At 59.1% G+C, this 13,820-nt stretch carries 24 protein-coding genes and 3 tRNA genes; all 27 read right to left on the bottom strand.

The genetic code is table 11. The annotated features are described in order from the left end of the window. Positions 1–128: 128 nt before the first annotated feature. Positions 129–201: transfer RNA gene (locus ACYU0X_RS02530), tRNA-Thr, on the bottom strand. A 63-nt stretch (positions 202–264) separates the two neighbouring features. Further along, positions 265–351, bottom strand: a tRNA-Ser gene (locus tag ACYU0X_RS02525). Positions 352–395: 44 nt separating this feature from the next. Then, positions 396–468, bottom strand: a tRNA-Pro gene (locus ACYU0X_RS02520). A gap of 377 nt (positions 469–845) precedes the next feature. After that, positions 846–1,439: a DUF7341 domain-containing protein gene (locus ACYU0X_RS02515; RefSeq protein WP_461902053.1), complete on the bottom strand. Its 594-nt coding sequence runs from the start codon at positions 1,437–1,439 to the stop codon at positions 846–848. Next, positions 1,436–1,675 carry a hypothetical protein gene (locus tag ACYU0X_RS02510; protein ID WP_461902052.1) on the bottom strand — a complete coding sequence of 80 codons (240 nt, stop codon included), beginning with the start codon at positions 1,673–1,675 and terminating at the stop codon, positions 1,436–1,438. Before ACYU0X_RS02510 ends, ACYU0X_RS02515 begins: the two co-directional genes overlap by 4 nt. Before the next feature lie 187 nt (positions 1,676–1,862). Further along, complete coding sequence (locus ACYU0X_RS02505) at positions 1,863–2,036, bottom strand: hypothetical protein (RefSeq protein ID WP_461902051.1); 174 nt, start codon at positions 2,034–2,036, stop codon at positions 1,863–1,865. A gap of 121 nt (positions 2,037–2,157) precedes the next feature. Beyond that, complete coding sequence (locus tag ACYU0X_RS02500; protein WP_461902050.1) at positions 2,158–2,379, bottom strand: hypothetical protein; 222 nt, start codon at positions 2,377–2,379, stop codon at positions 2,158–2,160. Positions 2,380–2,465: 86 nt separating this feature from the next. Then, positions 2,466–2,759, bottom strand: a complete 294-nt coding sequence (locus ACYU0X_RS02495) for a hypothetical protein (RefSeq protein ID WP_461902049.1) — start codon at positions 2,757–2,759, stop codon at positions 2,466–2,468. Continuing rightward, positions 2,747–3,073, bottom strand: coding sequence for a hypothetical protein (locus ACYU0X_RS02490; RefSeq protein ID WP_461902048.1), 327 nt, complete (start codon positions 3,071–3,073; stop codon positions 2,747–2,749). Before ACYU0X_RS02490 ends, ACYU0X_RS02495 begins: the two co-directional genes overlap by 13 nt. Next, on the bottom strand, positions 3,070–3,759 hold the full coding sequence (locus ACYU0X_RS02485; RefSeq protein WP_461902047.1) for a hypothetical protein: 690 nt from the start codon (positions 3,757–3,759) through the stop codon (positions 3,070–3,072). Before ACYU0X_RS02485 ends, ACYU0X_RS02490 begins: the two co-directional genes overlap by 4 nt. Before the next feature lie 186 nt (positions 3,760–3,945). Beyond that, a complete protein-coding gene (locus ACYU0X_RS02480) occupies positions 3,946–4,326 on the bottom strand; it encodes a hypothetical protein (protein WP_461902046.1) in 381 nt (126 codons plus the stop codon). After that, a complete protein-coding gene (locus ACYU0X_RS02475) occupies positions 4,326–4,616 on the bottom strand; it encodes a hypothetical protein (protein ID WP_461902045.1) in 291 nt (96 codons plus the stop codon). The genes ACYU0X_RS02480 and ACYU0X_RS02475 overlap by 1 nt, the downstream gene beginning before the upstream one ends. Then, on the bottom strand, positions 4,609–4,899 hold the full coding sequence (locus ACYU0X_RS02470) for a hypothetical protein (protein WP_461902044.1): 291 nt from the start codon (positions 4,897–4,899) through the stop codon (positions 4,609–4,611). The genes ACYU0X_RS02475 and ACYU0X_RS02470 overlap by 8 nt, the downstream gene beginning before the upstream one ends. 216 nt (positions 4,900–5,115) lie before the next feature. Next, the gene (locus ACYU0X_RS02465) at positions 5,116–5,313 is read right to left on the bottom strand and encodes a hypothetical protein (protein ID WP_461902043.1); all 198 of its coding nucleotides are present in this window, start codon (positions 5,311–5,313) and stop codon (positions 5,116–5,118) included. A 340-nt stretch (positions 5,314–5,653) separates the two neighbouring features. Then, a complete protein-coding gene (locus ACYU0X_RS02460; protein WP_461902042.1) occupies positions 5,654–5,830 on the bottom strand; it encodes a hypothetical protein in 177 nt (58 codons plus the stop codon). Continuing rightward, entirely contained in the window at positions 5,827–6,048 is a 222-nt protein-coding gene (locus ACYU0X_RS02455) for a hypothetical protein (RefSeq protein ID WP_461902041.1), read from the bottom strand. The genes ACYU0X_RS02460 and ACYU0X_RS02455 overlap by 4 nt, the downstream gene beginning before the upstream one ends. Then, entirely contained in the window at positions 6,041–6,685 is a 645-nt protein-coding gene (locus ACYU0X_RS02450) for a DUF1281 family ferredoxin-like fold protein (RefSeq protein ID WP_461902040.1), read from the bottom strand. The genes ACYU0X_RS02455 and ACYU0X_RS02450 overlap by 8 nt, the downstream gene beginning before the upstream one ends. 98 nt (positions 6,686–6,783) lie before the next feature. Beyond that, positions 6,784–7,521, bottom strand: coding sequence for a hypothetical protein (locus ACYU0X_RS02445; RefSeq protein WP_461902039.1), 738 nt, complete (start codon positions 7,519–7,521; stop codon positions 6,784–6,786). A 9-nt stretch (positions 7,522–7,530) separates the two neighbouring features. Then, on the bottom strand, positions 7,531–7,929 hold the full coding sequence (locus ACYU0X_RS02440) for a RusA family crossover junction endodeoxyribonuclease (protein WP_461902038.1): 399 nt from the start codon (positions 7,927–7,929) through the stop codon (positions 7,531–7,533). Further along, complete coding sequence (locus tag ACYU0X_RS02435) at positions 7,926–8,405, bottom strand: SAM-dependent methyltransferase (protein ID WP_461902037.1); 480 nt, start codon at positions 8,403–8,405, stop codon at positions 7,926–7,928. Before ACYU0X_RS02435 ends, ACYU0X_RS02440 begins: the two co-directional genes overlap by 4 nt. Next, a complete protein-coding gene (locus tag ACYU0X_RS02430) occupies positions 8,402–9,031 on the bottom strand; it encodes a DUF6349 family protein (RefSeq protein ID WP_461902036.1) in 630 nt (209 codons plus the stop codon). Before ACYU0X_RS02430 ends, ACYU0X_RS02435 begins: the two co-directional genes overlap by 4 nt. Beyond that, entirely contained in the window at positions 9,021–9,404 is a 384-nt protein-coding gene (locus tag ACYU0X_RS02425; protein ID WP_461902035.1) for a hypothetical protein, read from the bottom strand. Before ACYU0X_RS02425 ends, ACYU0X_RS02430 begins: the two co-directional genes overlap by 11 nt. Beyond that, complete coding sequence (locus ACYU0X_RS02420; RefSeq protein ID WP_461902034.1) at positions 9,401–10,258, bottom strand: hypothetical protein; 858 nt, start codon at positions 10,256–10,258, stop codon at positions 9,401–9,403. Before ACYU0X_RS02420 ends, ACYU0X_RS02425 begins: the two co-directional genes overlap by 4 nt. 13 nt (positions 10,259–10,271) lie before the next feature. Next, on the bottom strand, positions 10,272–11,366 hold the full coding sequence (gene dnaN, locus ACYU0X_RS02415) for a DNA polymerase III subunit beta (RefSeq protein ID WP_461902033.1): 1,095 nt from the start codon (positions 11,364–11,366) through the stop codon (positions 10,272–10,274). A gap of 175 nt (positions 11,367–11,541) precedes the next feature. Then, on the bottom strand, positions 11,542–11,763 hold the full coding sequence (locus ACYU0X_RS02410; protein ID WP_461902032.1) for a glutaredoxin family protein: 222 nt from the start codon (positions 11,761–11,763) through the stop codon (positions 11,542–11,544). A gap of 62 nt (positions 11,764–11,825) precedes the next feature. After that, the gene (locus tag ACYU0X_RS02405; protein ID WP_461902031.1) at positions 11,826–12,746 is read right to left on the bottom strand and encodes a phosphatase domain-containing protein; all 921 of its coding nucleotides are present in this window, start codon (positions 12,744–12,746) and stop codon (positions 11,826–11,828) included. Beyond that, complete coding sequence (locus ACYU0X_RS02400; protein WP_461902030.1) at positions 12,739–13,785, bottom strand: RNA ligase; 1,047 nt, start codon at positions 13,783–13,785, stop codon at positions 12,739–12,741. Before ACYU0X_RS02400 ends, ACYU0X_RS02405 begins: the two co-directional genes overlap by 8 nt. Positions 13,786–13,820: the final 35 nt, after the last annotated feature.

Below are 13,820 nucleotides of genomic sequence, written 5' to 3'. Positions count from 1 at the left end.
CTGGCAGGTTGGCGGCACGCCTCTACAAGTGCGCGCCTAGTGGTGCGGCGTTCCACCACTGTGGTTAGTGCCTCCCTTGGCTCCGACGCGGCATGTCTGATGCCGGCCGGTGGCTTTGACCAAGCTTGTGCCGATGCCGAGATTCGAACTCGGAACCTACCGCTTACAAGGCGGTTGCTCTCCCAGTTGAGCTACAAGGGCTTACTGGCGGTGGGTCGCCACCCTGTTGTGCGTGTTGAGCATGTGCCGCCGCACTGATATGCGCGGATAGAGGACGAGTTGAACGCCTGCGCCGATTAGAGCGCCCCCGGGTTTCGAATCCGGTGCCCGACCTCCCGGGCTTCACTATCCTTGCCTGGTCCTGCCGTTGCCGGCTGGTCCAGGGGCTTTCGCCGTCCGGATGATAGGACTCGAACCTACATTCTCCTGATCCCAAATCAGGCGGCCTGCCAATTGGCCTACATCCAGGTGTGGCGGTCCGCTTCAATTCGGCGGGGACCATGCCGTGCACCACGGGGGTGCTCCACCAACCTTGTCTGGTTGACGTCGTGCGACTGGCAGGACTCGAACCTGCGAATCACGGCCCTGACGCCGTGGGCTCATGCCACCGAGCTACAGTCGCTCCCCTTGGCCTCGTGTGCCGTGGGGCTATTCAATTTTTTCAGCCACTCGCACAATGCGGTCTGGCTGGCCGGTGGGTTTTGCGAGTGTTCTCCGGCGGCTCACTCGGTGCTGTCTGCCTCTCGGCTGTCAGCGTCGCCCGGTCTGTGGAAGATTTTGGGCACAAAAAAAGAGCCACCTGATTGGGTGACTCTGAAAATTCCGACACTTGTGCCGGATTGCTTTCAGTCTATCACGGGTGAGGACAGTGCGGCGAGTAGCCACTGCATGTTTCTGCCCTGCCATGTTGCCCCGCATCCGTGGCATTCAACGGTCCATTCGCTGACGGGCCGGAGTTGCTTGTCTGGTCCGGTGTAGCAGTCCACTGCTAGGCAGGTCTCCCTGTCTTCGCCGTAGACCGCTTGCTCGCAGGATGGGCAGGGCGTGCCGTCGAGGCGCCGAACTTTGCGGGGCCGCACGAGATCTTCGATTCGCTTCGCCCAGTCTTGGAGCCAGTACGTTAGGTATTCGTCCCAGTCTGGATCGTGTTGGTCTTGGCCGATGATCTTGATGCTGTCATCGGGTCGGATGTGCCCGTTGGTCTCGTAGCGCTCCTTGTACCGTTCGCTTACCTCCTTCTCAATGTCTCGGAGCAAGTCGAGGGCTTCGCTATTCACGAGGATGCGTTGCTTGGCGCCGGAGCCGCCACCTTCGTGCGTGCTGCCGCTGACTGCTTCGCGTAGCTCGGTGAGCAGGGGCGGGACTTTGCCGATGCGGTCACCGTGCCGGGTGAGGTGGGTTTCCGTGAGCTGCTGGGCGAGCATCCGGAGAGTGCTCATTCATCCTCCTTGATTGTGATTGGGAAGTTCGGGCCAATTGGCGGGTATTCGGTGCCGCCGATGGTGAGTGTCACCCATTGCTCGGTTCGGGCTGGTTCTCCGCGAAGGTCCCTGAGTGTGACCTCGTTGCTGTGGTCGATGCGGTCTAGCTGGCCGGTGACTGTAGCTCGCTGGTACGCCACAGTGACGGTTTTGCCGAGGTGTTTGCCGCTGAGTTCTTCGGCTGTGGTGTTCATTTGTTGCTCCTGAATCCGATTCGCCGGCCTTCATATTCGGGTTCACGGTAGTGTCGGTGCCCTTCGTTCGGCTCAAACTGGTTTGCGTGCTCAACCTGTGAGGTCGCGCCTTCTGGCCCTGTTTCGTCATTGCGGATGGCTTCGGTCATGGCTTCGAGGTATTCGCATACGGCGAGGTATAGGCGGATCATTCGTTGGATTCCCTTCCGTCGAGTGAGTGGTGGGTGTAGATCCATCGGTCACCGTCGTCTGTTTTGACCAGTGACACCGTGGGGCCACAGATACATTCGTCGCTCTCGGTGTCGTGATGGATCTGGTCGTTTATCGGGTAGACATGCCAATAGTCGGGTGATTGGGTCATTGCCTGTTTTCCTTGTGAACGCATTTACAAGGTTTCCCCTTTGTGCGGAGCATGAATGCTATGAGGAACACGCACGCCACGATATGCACCACAAGATTCACTGCAATCAGGGCTACGAGCATCAGTTGTCACCCACTAGCGCGTAGTCGCTCTTACGCTGGGATTCTTGGAGCGCTCGGGCGAAGGGTTTGAAATTGTCGGCCAGCACGTTGACGAAGTTTGTAGCGACCTCAAACACTGTCTCCGCGAAGCGTTGCAGGCTCTCGTTGTGCTTCCGCACTGCGTAGGCTATCGGGTCGAGCTCTTGCCGGTGCGCGTCCACTTGCCGGAGTGCCTGCTTCATGTAATGGCTTGCGAGGCGTGGCTGTACGGGCTTGTCAGGCCCTTCTGTTAGAGCCATTCGGGCGCGGGCAATTAGTTCTTCGGTGGTCATAGTTTCCCCTCTCGGATTTTCTTGGCGCGGCGTTTTAGCCACTCTGCGACTGCCATGTGGTCGTTGATGTGTAGGCCGTAGGATTCATTTGCGGATTCATCGAGAGCCTTGGCTTGAGCTTCGCGATTCTGGTTGGCCATATGCTGTTCGAGCACCTCGACAACGTGGGCGCGGTGGAACATATCCCCGAAGTCGCAATCTGCGGACTTCCAACCACAGGCGCAATGTGTACGCATATCGCGCATTCCACCTTTACGACTGTGCGCTTCAAGAATCTCTACGATGGGCATAGCGTCACCAAGAATCCGCTGAATGGGTGGACACGCTTTGCCTCGTGCCCGTACCTCTCGAAGTGGTCGGATACGGTCAGAAGCTCGTCGTCTTCCCATCGGCTCGGCTTAGACCCGCCATGTCGCCACACAAGGTCTCGGTGGAACTCGAACTTGAGCTGCTCTTCGATATCTAGGTATCCTGCACCGCTAGTTGATACCTCGCGATCGTATTGGCGAATTGCTTCCTCGGCGCTGTGCGCATCCGTGGTGCCGGTGACGAGCCAGCATTCACCGTCTTCGCCCAGGCTGAACACTTCGATGTTCTCGCTCATGGTTGGCCCTCGACCTTGTGGGCTTTGTAAGTGCGAATGCCGGTGACGATTGCGGCGAGGCACAGCTCGAAATGGAAGTCGTAGACCCGCCAGCCTTCGGCGCTCTCCCAGACATCGTCATAGTGGCCATATGGGACCACGTCGCTAGCGCGGATGCTGTCGATTGCTTCCAGCACAGTGGACTCCGTGCTGGTGTCCACGAAGCCGTCTAGCACTTCCTCCCGCAGCGTCTCCCACCACTGTCGTGCGTCACATGGCTCTAGGTCTCGGCTGTAGTCCCAGAAGTCCTGCAACAGCCACGCCTTGAACGCGTCCTCGTTGTACTTTTTCACCTGTCGGCGGCCGCCCTCGGCCCCGTTCTGGAGCTTCTGCGCCCAGTAGCTGGTGTTGATGTACCCGGTGAAGAAGGTGAACATGTCCTCCACGCGGCTGAACGTATAGCTGCCTATGTCACCGGTGATGGTGAGGTAGCCGGGCCACGTGATCAGATCGAACTGGTAGAACCCGTGCTCGGGGTTCTTGAACCGGACATGCCGGTACAGGCCCTCGTCGTGCAGGATGGTCATTTCGTGCTTGTCGAAGTTTACGGCGAACGTGCGGGTGAGATCGTCTTTCGCGTCGGTGTACCGGACGTCCCGCTCGGTGAGCCGGTGCAGCACTGTGACGGGCTTCTGTGTGGTTGTCATGGCTTGCGACCCTTCCGTAGTATCTGTTTGGACTCTCCGCGCAGGTAGTCCACGCGTTGAACCTTTGTTGTTGGCATCCGTCCCTCGCCCCGTAGGGTGCAGGTAACGATGTGGTATTCGCCCGGGCTCGAGTTCCCGAATGTCAGGCGAACCATCTTGAACACGCGGACTTGCTTCTTAGGCTTCCTAGGCATTCGCGTTCACCTCCGGCATGTACAGCACGCGGGCTTCGCCGTGACAACGCCATTTGAGGACAGTGCCAGAAGATTCGGTGTCCTCACCGTCGTTGCGATCGGATGGGTCGAGGGTCTGCCACGGCCTACCGTGAAAACTTACTTTGGCGAATAGCTCTGGGTGCTCGGGTAGTAGCCGTTGTCCTCCCGTCGCGATAATGACGGTTCCATACGGGAGCGCTTCGAGTTCTTCGACGGTGGTCACGACCGGCTGGGCGAGACGCTTCAGCGCTTCATTCGCACCGTATGCATATGCCTCACGCACAGCTCCGACACCGTAAGTAATGTCAGAGTCCGGGTACATGCGCTCAGCGGTTTCTTCGATCCAGGACATTAGGCACCTCCCTGTCGATCCATGTTTTCTAACCATCCAGCGTCACTATGAGCTTTCTGCTCGGCGGCTTTGAGCGATTCATTCTCAGCGGTCAGCCGGTCAATCACACGCATGAAGTTCTTTGCCTGCTGTTCCCAGCCTTCCGGCTGGGCGACGGCGAGATAAGCGGACACTGCTAGCCTGGCTACGTGTTCAGCGCCGCTCATGGTCTCGATGTAGTCAAGCTCGTCGCTAATAACCGCAATGGTCGCCGCTTCGAGTGCTTTCTCGTTGAGCTGGTCACTAGTCATCAGTGGCCACCTCATAGGTCTGCTCGAAAATGTCTGGCTTGCACGGGTAGAACTCGCCTTGAACGCCACGAATGATCCAGTCGCCTGGGTCGGCGGTCATAGTGCCTTCCAGCGTGTGAATCAACATCTGGTCGATCGTGTCCGCTTTAGGCACTGCTGGGACGACGCGTCCGAGCGGCGTTCGCGAGGATGCCCACTTGAAAATCTCTTCACGGTTGGACCCGGTGAGCTGCATTGCTTCGATCACGACAGGCTTCTTGCGGAACTGCATTGGCTTAGTCATTAGTGGCCTCCTTGAACTCGTAACTTGCAACCGGGTCATTGATGGCCCAGTCATCGGTTGTGCCGTCTGGCCATTGGAGTTGGTAGCAACCGCCTGGTTCCTCGTGTTCGCAATCTGGTGTCGCGCCGATGATGGTTGCCCACTCCCCTGACCGGAAGGCGTATGGGTGGCGGGATCGGATCTGCTGGCCGATACGGTTAGCTGGGGCGAGGTCGCTCATGCTTGCCCCTCCGTCCATGTGGCTTGGATCTTGGTTTCTCGGTGGCCGGCTTCGCGTGGGTCTCGTGGGTCGCCTCGAAGGACTTCGACGCGTAGTTCAGCGTCGGCGGGAACTTCGTTGAGGAACTCGCGCATGTCGCCGACTGTGAGCGTGCCGCTGGTTGATATTTCGGCGGATCGGGTCAGGGTTGCCATGGGGCGGGTGTCCTTTCGATAAAGATGGAGGGCGAGCGGGTACGAGTTGTCCGGTTGCCGAAGTCCTCGGCGAACGTCAATATCGGGCCATTCGGTCATGGGCGAGCCTTCCGGAGAGCTTTCTTGATTCCGTGACGGCGGACTTGCCTGCCGAATCTGAAGCCGACCAGATAGGAGCCGCCTACGAATCGTGCAGCGTGCTCGGCGGCTAGTCGCTCCAGCCGATTGCGAGGTTGCATCTTTCCGATGAAGTAGCCACGCATGTAGTTGGTGGGCTTTCCGAAAAGGTGAGCGCGCTCGGCAGTCAGCTCGCCATACTCGCCGTCCACGTATCGGGTGGTCATCGACGGGCCTCGCGTCCGTAGGCGAGGAATCCGCGCAGGAGCGCTTTTGCCATGGCGTAGCGGTCGGCGCGGGCGAGCAAGTGCCGGTTGCGGACGATGTACCAGCGGCGGTCCCATTTGAAACACCGGATTTTGTCGTCATCGAGTGAGTGCGCTTGGACTAACAGGTTCATTGGGGTTTCCTTTCGACCGCCCGGTAAAACTCCGTGCGGGTGACTCGTCGGTTGTTGATGCTGTAGCGGGTGCTGCCGGGTGCGTGGCAGAACCGAAGCACGAGGGGCGGCCCGGTCTCGATGATGGTCGAGCCGTCCCGGGTGGCGTGCATGAAAGCCCACCCGTGGGCGACCAGGTGGCACAGGACCGTGTGCACGATCTGCGGGATCTCACTCATTGCACGCCCACTCAGCCGCAAGCTCTGCGTAGGTTTCCCCGTGGCGGAGCTGGGCGGCGAAGTCGATCGATGCCGGGCTTCCCTCGGTGAGTTCCTCGAGTTCAGTCCGGGCGCCGTCCTTGATCTGGTACTTGCCGAGGTTGTAGCCAAGATTTTCGTCTGCGTAGGACACCTCGAATTCGAAGTCTGGGAACTTCTTCGACAGTGCCTCAATGACTGGGAACGGGTGAGACCATGCGGTTTCGAACCGGAGCTTCGCAGTGCCGTCGTCCTGCCGCTCAATTTCGGTTCTATAGGCATTCCATTTGGTGCCCCAGTAGTGAAGGTTCCAATCCCACCAGCACACGACGCCCTCGTCGTGCTCCCGGGAGCATCCGCCGGTTTCGATGTTGACCGGCTGAGGGACTACCAAGTTGAAATCTGCGATCCTCTCGGCCAGCATCGCTTCCGCCCGATCTCCCCGCTGCATCAGGGCCAACTCTTTACGTTCGGCAGTGAACCAATTGGTGAGTTCGCGTTCGCGGATTACTTCGGTTTCATCCTTGTACGTCTGGATTTCTTCGGGGGTGTAGCCACGGGTGATCGCTTCGATGACCTCGGTCGGCGCGATGATCTGGTTTGTGATGTGGTTTGGCATGATGCCTCCTTATTTCGGGTATAAGAAAAACCCTCAGCGGATTGCTGGGGGCTTGATTTTGGGCAAGAAAAAACCGCCCGAAGGCGGTTTACCTATGTCTATGCGTATTTGCGCATGAACACCGGTTGATCTTTCTCGTAGTACTGCAACAGAGGCTTGTGGACACTGACCAAGATTGCATGGATTTCGCGCAGCTCTTTCGTGGCTACGTCTGCGGTCTTTTTCTTCTGATGAAAATCTCGCAAGACGTTCACTAGCACAGCAGCGTTCTGCATGCACTCGCTCTGAAACCGAGGATGTTTCCCTACCCACTCAACTACAGATTTGTCGAAGTCTTCTTCGGCCACGACGGCTGTGTTGAAATCGTTGATCACTCTTCCGATTCCTTGCAACAGGTCTGCATATTGTAGGACAGTCTCGCTAAGGTCCGGATGATCCATATTCAGATACATCAGGTATGCGTTACCAGCGTGCGTTTGGTCGGTCAGGAGGGCCGCATAGTCGTTTGGCTCCAGACCGATGTGTTGCATCATTCGAACGGTCTCACGGGCAAAATCTTCATATCGGTCTAACTGCCTAGACATGAGTTCTCGCTCGATTGCTTGGCGGTGTCCATCTTCCGCAATGCGTTTTGCTTGCGCGGCCTGATTGATCGCAACTAACACGGCGATGAAGGTTACCAATGCAGCAATCAGGCCAACGCCGACGTTTGCCCATTCGGCCCATGCTTGGGAGTCGGCCGAGCTGACTGGGTGGGCGGTGCTACAAAATAGCTCTGCGCCTTTGACGGCGGCTTGTGAGCCTATTTCGCATTTGATTTCGTCTGCGATGATCATGAAGAAATTCTATGGTGTCTGAATTCGTTCGATGGTCACGCTCGCGCCAGGGCTGTCTGTGGCCCAGTGTTTGGATGCGCTGATGGTGACGATTCGTGCGTCGTCTACAATCAGCCCGGACATGGTGAGCGCGTCATCGACAGCGCGGATCAGCTTGTCGAGGTCGGGCGGACCTGCTGGACGGCTACCAAACCGGCTCCGCTTAGGCGCTGGTAGCTCGAAACGCACGATCAGGCGCAGATGCCCATCGAGGGGCTGATCGAGCTTCTGAGCGATCCTCTGAGCCTCGGCGGCTACTGCTTCGCGCCACGGCCTCACCTTCGCGGATGACTCGATCATCCGGCCGCCGCCAACATGCCGTTTCGACCCCTGCGGTGCCGGGATACCTTCAACGAAAAACGAGATCATGCGGACTCCTTCAAGAACGTGATCCAGTGCGTGTTCATGGCTTTGCCGGACATGTGCCCGACGAGTGGCTTGTGATCGGTAAGAGCGAGGATTTCGCGAACCTTGATCTGGGTTTCATTCCATTTGAAGATCAGGACGCCTTCGGGCTTTAGGACGCGGAAGCATTCGGCGAACCCGGCGGCCAGGTCCTCCCGCCAAGTGTCGGCGTGCAGCCGCCCGTACTTGGCCGCCTGCCAGCTTTTCGGCCCTGCGCGGACGAGGTGCGGCGGGTCGAGCACGACCACGCGAAAGCTCTCGTCCTCGAATGGCAGGTCGCGGAAGTCCGTGTAAGCGTCTGGGTCAATGTTGAGCGCCCGACCATCGCACAGGACATGCTGCTCTGACCGAATATCGCCGAACAGCACCCGGGGATCTTCCTTGTCGAAGTAGCACATGCGGCTACCCGACGCCGGATCTAATACAGGTGGACGGTTCATGTGTCGCTCCCGTGTTGTTTGCATTCTTGGATTACTGCGGTTTTGACTCCGCCGAACTGGTTGCCGGCGGGCACGTGCCTGGTGGCGACCTTGGACAGTCCGCGGCAGTCGCGGGTCGGCGCGCCGGGCACCATCCAATCGGGCGGGTAGTTGTCCGGCATCGCGTACTTGTACCCGCCTGATTCGTTCGGTGTGGCTTCGATGACGGGCAGGTCGCGCCATCCGGGCCAGCAATGATCCAGATGCTCTTCCCACGCGCCGTTCTCGCGGTCGTAGATCCCGGTCCAGTGGTTGCAGCCGAAGCAATACACCCGGTAGTAGTACCCGCCGACGCAGTGGCATGGGCGGCGTGCGTCCTTGTGGGACGCGTGGCATCGCAGGTCTGCGTTGAACGCGGCCGCTAGATGCTCGGACCCTTGGCCGGTGCCGCTGGATGGTGTCCAGCCGCGATAGGGGCGCCAGTTGCCGCGGTGCACGTTGAACTTCTCGAAGTGGGCGTCCTTGGCTTGGGCCATCGCTTCGAGGTCGCCGGGCATCGCGAATGTTCCTGGATCTCCAGTGATGACAGTCGGTTCCGGCTCTAACAGATCGAGCAGTTCCATCTGCCCGTCCATCTCAATCACCATGATTAGCCTCTTCGGCGTGGAACTGCTCGCGGCCTTCCTGAACGAGTTTGTCCCACAGTTCGGGGTTCCGGTCGCGGAATGACTCGATCGACCTCGTGCGGCCCCGTGGAGGCTCTAGGGCGCGCTGTTTCGTTTCGACTTCCTCCGCCTTGGAATGGATCAGCCGCCGGATGCGTGCAGGGGTGATCGCGTGAGTGCCTTCGCCGTTGGCGTTGCTGGTCGCGTAGTGCTGGGTGATGGCCCAGCGCACTTTCGTGGCTTCGTGGGCTTGGAGGCTTGTGGCCCAGACTTCGGCGGTGGCGTCGTTCATCTGAACCCTAGGGTCGATCTGATTCGCGAACGCGATCGCCATCTTGGATTCGGTCAGGTTCATTCTTCGATTTCTCCCATCAGGGTTTCGGTGGGCAATGCTGGGTAACCCCAGTCGGGTTCTGGTGGTGTGGGCATTTCGTGGTTGACCCATTGGGCGGCCCTTTGGAGTCGCGCATCTGATCCAGTGACGGTTCGGGCCGGTAGTGGGCCGTCGTTCCATCCGTTGCGTTCCAGCCATGTGGTTGGGTGCGGGGTGTACTGGTCTACCCGGTTCGGATCGTCACGGAGCTGTTCGGCGCCGTCGATGATCTGCTGTTCGGACTCGGCGCGCTTCACAGCGGCTTTGTACTTGGCGATAGCTTTTTGCTTGCCGACCTTGCGCGGGTACGCCTTCCAGAATTCATCGAACCGATTCGATGATTCGACACCGCTCGACGGCGGAGCCGGTGAGCAAGGGTTTTTACTCTGTTCCTCTGTTCCCCTGTTCCCCTGTTCCCCTGTTCCGGGCGCGAGAGTTTCAGGAGTATTCGCGACACTCTCGCGAATCACCGAATCTTTGTAGTTCAAAGTGCCGTCTGGCCTGGGCTTTCTTCCCTTGCCCGGCTTGTCGATCCTCTGCACCTCTTCCCACCAGCTAATGAACAGCAAACTGTCAGTATCCGTGGAGTATCGATGCACCAAACCAGCGCGTTGAAGCTCGGTAATTGCTTCGGACACCCTCGCGACAGTCTCGCTACCATTCGCGAACATATCGCGAGGGAACACGTCGGACACGATCAACTCAATGTCATCGACACCCACGCCGTTATCGTCAACGTAGGACTCAAGGCCCTTCAAGACCAGCCGGGCATCCCACGAAACTGAGGCAATGCGGCGTGACTTCCAGAACTCAGGTTTCGTAGAACGGATTCGCAAGGCTATGTCTCCTTTACTGTCCGGGCAGCCGAACCGGCATGAGCAGGTATTCGGCAGTTCCCTCGGCGGGTGTGATGTAGATAGGTTTCGGTCCGGCAGGTACGAACCGAATATGCTCCGAATCGATATTGCGTAGTACGTCCAGCGCTAGGGCCGGGTTGATTCCGATCAAGAACGGCGCTTCGTTATCGCTGCCTAGATCTGAGGCGGATTCGCCCTCGGTGCCGGTTGATTCAAGGCGGATCGTCTCCCCCTGGCCTTTGATGCGCGCCGGCGTGTTGCGTTCGCTCATGACGCCTACGAGGTCCAGTGCGTCGATCAACTCTTGACGGTCCAGCGTGTAAGCTTCCGGCCCACGATTGGCGAACAAGCCGCGGATCTTCGGATAGTCGCCATCCACAACGGTGATGCTCGTGGAGTAGTCACCAGACTGGATTGCGAAACGAACCGGCTTCTCGCCATCGAGGGCCACAAGTAGGGCGGTGTCGCCGCCGATCGTCTTGGCCACAGTCTTGACCCAGAGCGCGTTGATATTTAGCCCGTAATCGGTCTCGCTAGCCCGGTCGTAGGCGGTGTGATCCATGGATAGGCGGTAGCGATCCGTACCCATGGCCGTGATCTCAGTGCCGATTTCCAGCCGCACGCAAGCGAGGATTTCCAAGTCAGCCTTGACCGTGGAAATACTGGCGGTGCTTACGATCTTCGCGAAGTCCTCGCCGCTGACACGTCCAACTTCGACCAGTTCCCCTTCGAGGTTCTGCGGGTACTCAGTGACCGGCATCATCGGCAGTCGGAACTTTGCCCGGCCCTGCACGAAGGTTGCCATGGTGCCGTCATCGCTGATCGTCACGTCCGCTTTTCCTTTGAGCTTGCCGGCGGCCTGCGACAACAGCGAGGCGTGCAGTAAAGCGGTGCCCTCCGCCTCGATCTGCGCCGGGACGGCCACACGGGCGACCTTGGCATAGTCCGATCCGCTAGCCGTCAACTGGCCGTCTTTGGCTTCGAGCAGTACGCCGCCCATGATCGGCGAGGTGGGGCGCCCGGCGATTGCTGTCTGGGCGAATCGAACAGCTTCTTTGAGATCTGCTGGAGCAACTGAAAGTTTCATCGGGTGTTCCTTCCGAGGTTTCGTAGGGCGGTGATGGCGGTGGGGTCTTTGTAGAGGCTCGGCCCGGTGTCGGGCCGGTCGATCTGTTGCTTGTGGCAGATGCAGGTCTTGGAGCGGCAGAACAGGTGCGGCGCGGCCCCTTTGCATCGGCGGCAGCACAGTGGGGTGTCGTGGGTCATGCGATCAGCTCCGCGAGCAGATCGGGACGGAAGCCATACCAATGCTTTTCGCCGGCGACGACGACCGGCACGGCCTTATATCCGAGGGCCTCGACATGGGCCAGGGCCTCGGCATCCTGAGTGATATCGACCTTGCGATACTCGGTGCCCTGCCTGTCGAGCACGCGCATGGTCTGGGTGCATTGCGGGCAATTGGGCTTGCTGTAAACCGTGATCATCTAAAGCTCCGTGGGAATGACTGAGGGCCGCCCCGTAGGACGGCCCTCAGCGTGGTGGTTAGTTAGAAATTTCCGTCTGCGACCTGAAAGACGGTCAGCCCAATGGCTCGCCACATCTCGACTACCTGATTGCGGTCATCGAATACGCCCGCGACGTTGTACTTTCCCCGGATGTGTTCGTTGAACAGCTCGTGCTTCACAACGCTGTCCTTACGCTTGTCGCCGGCGGGTCGCATGTGCAGCTCAGTTTTCATAAAACGCCCGATGAATTCGTTATCGGCTAGCCACTGCACGGTTTCGGTTTCGAATTCGCGGCTTCGCCCGGTCATGAATACGATTCGATTTCCAGCCAGCGCAAGAAACTTCACGACGTACGCGACGTCCTCATTCACGGTGTCTAGGTGCACCTTTGACCCGTCATAGATATCGCGATCACCGCACAGGGCAATGGTTCCGTCGATATCCACCAGGTACACATCTTCAAGCCCCTTGGTAGGCTCCCATGGTTCCCACTGCTCGACCGCCGGAGCGTCGGCGGAAGGGAACTCTAGCGGCCCACCAGCGATGAACTTTTGGTGCATATCGCGGATCACGTCCTCTGGAACGTGAAGGGCCATGTCGCGGTTTTTGTTCTGCCATAGGCAGGTTTCGAGCGGCACGCCAGTGAAATCCTCAACGGCGAAGTCAGCGCCGGAAATCTTGGCGAGAGTCGCCCACTCGCGGGCGTGACGTTGACGGAGGTTCGTGTCATCAACGATCACATCCAGCCCGGCGCGCAGGTAGGTGCGCGCCAGATCCTGGGCGGCCTTCGTGATGGCCTGCTCGGTCAGGTGCGGTACCTTGCCCTGTCGGAAATGCAGCATCATGCGCAAGGCATCACGATTGATCCTCACGCGCTGCTCTGGATCGTCGGCGACCCACGCCTTGGCGTAGGTCGTCTTGCCGCTGCCGGGCAGGCCTCGGGTGATGGTGAGCTTAGCCAATGGTGGCCTCCTTATTGGCGGTGGGGCGGACTTGCTTCCACGCCCACGGGGTAATGTCTTTGCCGTCAAGCAACTGGAAAAGTGCCGGCCGGAGCATCGGGTGCTTCTGTGCTTCAAGTGCGAAGTCTTTGCGAGTCCACGGCACGGGAAGATCGACCATGATCGCGGTGAATGCGCATTCTGCTCTGAACTCGAAGCCTCGCCGGTGCCGGGTCAGGAAGGTTGCGCAGTTGATGGCCCATCGGTGAAATTCGTCCGGCAAGCCGTCAACCAGTTCTTCGATGCTTTTGCCTGCTGCGAGGTGTTCCCAGATGGTCCGTTCGTTCCATCCGGTGACGATGCGGTGCAGACGCACGTAGTCGTCCTGCTTGATCTTCACGCGGTGCCCGGTGTTTACGAACTGGACTACGTAGCCTTCGGCATTCGGGCGCGGCGGTGCGGTGAGAGCTTCGGCGAGGTTTCCGAATTCGAACGACTCAGCGCGTGGCCCGTACCAATCGATAATTTCGAGGGGGATGCTGGCGCCGGTCGTGATGTCGATGCCACCCAGAAGCACCAGATCGTCCATGCCGTGGTAGTCCACGACAATGCGGTTCTCCGGGTAGATGATCTCAAACAGCACAGTCACGCCCGCAGGTGGACGCCAGTCAGGGCATTTCACCTTGAGTATTGCGGTTGCGTGCAAGGCCTGCTCACTGCTCAGCGATCCACGGGTAGCGATCCGCACCTCGTCGCCCACCGTGTATGCGATGCCCAGCGAGCCGTCCAGCTTGTCGAGCACGGTCACCGGACCAGAATCGATTTGAGCCTCTGGTTCGTCATGGTTGAAGAACTTCGGGAACGGGCGGGCCAGGACCTCGCCGTTCGCGTCCACGATCAGGCCGCGGCACTGTAGCGTGACCGGGTTCCAACGCCGTTCGAACTGAGTCTTCTCGGTGTAGTTGTAGATCGTCAGGCCATCGTGCTGCATGGAGCGCACGTACCCCTCGGCCACTTCGGATTCGAGGAACTCCAGCGAAAGCAACTCTGCAAGCTGCATGGTCTCTCCTTAGATACGACCGAGGGCCAGCCGAT

It is taken from the genome of Glutamicibacter sp. X7 (genome assembly GCF_054889245.1).
This window is presented reverse-complemented; position numbering and strand designations above follow the sequence as displayed.

Bases quoted from the DNA above. Each gene is read 5' to 3' on its own strand.
- dnaN (WP_461902033.1), bottom strand. From the start codon at position 11,366: ATGAAACTTTCAGTTGCTCCAGCAGATCTCAAAGAAGCTGTTCGATTC.
- ACYU0X_RS02510 (WP_461902052.1), bottom strand. From the start codon at position 1,675: ATGAACACCACAGCCGAAGAACTCAGCGGCAAACACCTCGGCAAAACC.
- ACYU0X_RS02500 (WP_461902050.1), bottom strand. From the start codon at position 2,379: ATGAAGCAGGCACTCCGGCAAGTGGACGCGCACCGGCAAGAGCTCGAC.
- ACYU0X_RS02490 (WP_461902048.1), bottom strand. From the start codon at position 3,073: ATGAGCGAGAACATCGAAGTGTTCAGCCTGGGCGAAGACGGTGAATGC.
- ACYU0X_RS02455 (WP_461902041.1), bottom strand. From the start codon at position 6,048: ATGAGTGAGATCCCGCAGATCGTGCACACGGTCCTGTGCCACCTGGTC.
- ACYU0X_RS02465 (WP_461902043.1), bottom strand. From the start codon at position 5,313: ATGGCAACCCTGACCCGATCCGCCGAAATATCAACCAGCGGCACGCTC.
- ACYU0X_RS02440 (WP_461902038.1), bottom strand. From the start codon at position 7,929: ATGATCTCGTTTTTCGTTGAAGGTATCCCGGCACCGCAGGGGTCGAAA.
- ACYU0X_RS02435 (WP_461902037.1), bottom strand. From the start codon at position 8,405: ATGAACCGTCCACCTGTATTAGATCCGGCGTCGGGTAGCCGCATGTGC.
- ACYU0X_RS02445 (WP_461902039.1), bottom strand. From the start codon at position 7,521: ATGATCATCGCAGACGAAATCAAATGCGAAATAGGCTCACAAGCCGCC.
- ACYU0X_RS02495 (WP_461902049.1), bottom strand. From the start codon at position 2,759: ATGCCCATCGTAGAGATTCTTGAAGCGCACAGTCGTAAAGGTGGAATG.
- ACYU0X_RS02460 (WP_461902042.1), bottom strand. From the start codon at position 5,830: ATGAACCTGTTAGTCCAAGCGCACTCACTCGATGACGACAAAATCCGG.
- ACYU0X_RS02470 (WP_461902044.1), bottom strand. From the start codon at position 4,899: ATGACTAAGCCAATGCAGTTCCGCAAGAAGCCTGTCGTGATCGAAGCA.
- ACYU0X_RS02505 (WP_461902051.1), bottom strand. From the start codon at position 2,036: ATGACCCAATCACCCGACTATTGGCATGTCTACCCGATAAACGACCAG.
- ACYU0X_RS02475 (WP_461902045.1), bottom strand. From the start codon at position 4,616: ATGACTAGTGACCAGCTCAACGAGAAAGCACTCGAAGCGGCGACCATT.
- ACYU0X_RS02400 (WP_461902030.1), bottom strand. From the start codon at position 13,785: ATGCAGCTTGCAGAGTTGCTTTCGCTGGAGTTCCTCGAATCCGAAGTG.
- ACYU0X_RS02515 (WP_461902053.1), bottom strand. From the start codon at position 1,439: ATGAGCACTCTCCGGATGCTCGCCCAGCAGCTCACGGAAACCCACCTC.
- ACYU0X_RS02430 (WP_461902036.1), bottom strand. From the start codon at position 9,031: ATGGTGATTGAGATGGACGGGCAGATGGAACTGCTCGATCTGTTAGAG.
- ACYU0X_RS02425 (WP_461902035.1), bottom strand. From the start codon at position 9,404: ATGAACCTGACCGAATCCAAGATGGCGATCGCGTTCGCGAATCAGATC.
- ACYU0X_RS02450 (WP_461902040.1), bottom strand. From the start codon at position 6,685: ATGCCAAACCACATCACAAACCAGATCATCGCGCCGACCGAGGTCATC.
- ACYU0X_RS02485 (WP_461902047.1), bottom strand. From the start codon at position 3,759: ATGACAACCACACAGAAGCCCGTCACAGTGCTGCACCGGCTCACCGAG.
- ACYU0X_RS02480 (WP_461902046.1), bottom strand. From the start codon at position 4,326: ATGTCCTGGATCGAAGAAACCGCTGAGCGCATGTACCCGGACTCTGAC.
- ACYU0X_RS02410 (WP_461902032.1), bottom strand. From the start codon at position 11,763: ATGATCACGGTTTACAGCAAGCCCAATTGCCCGCAATGCACCCAGACC.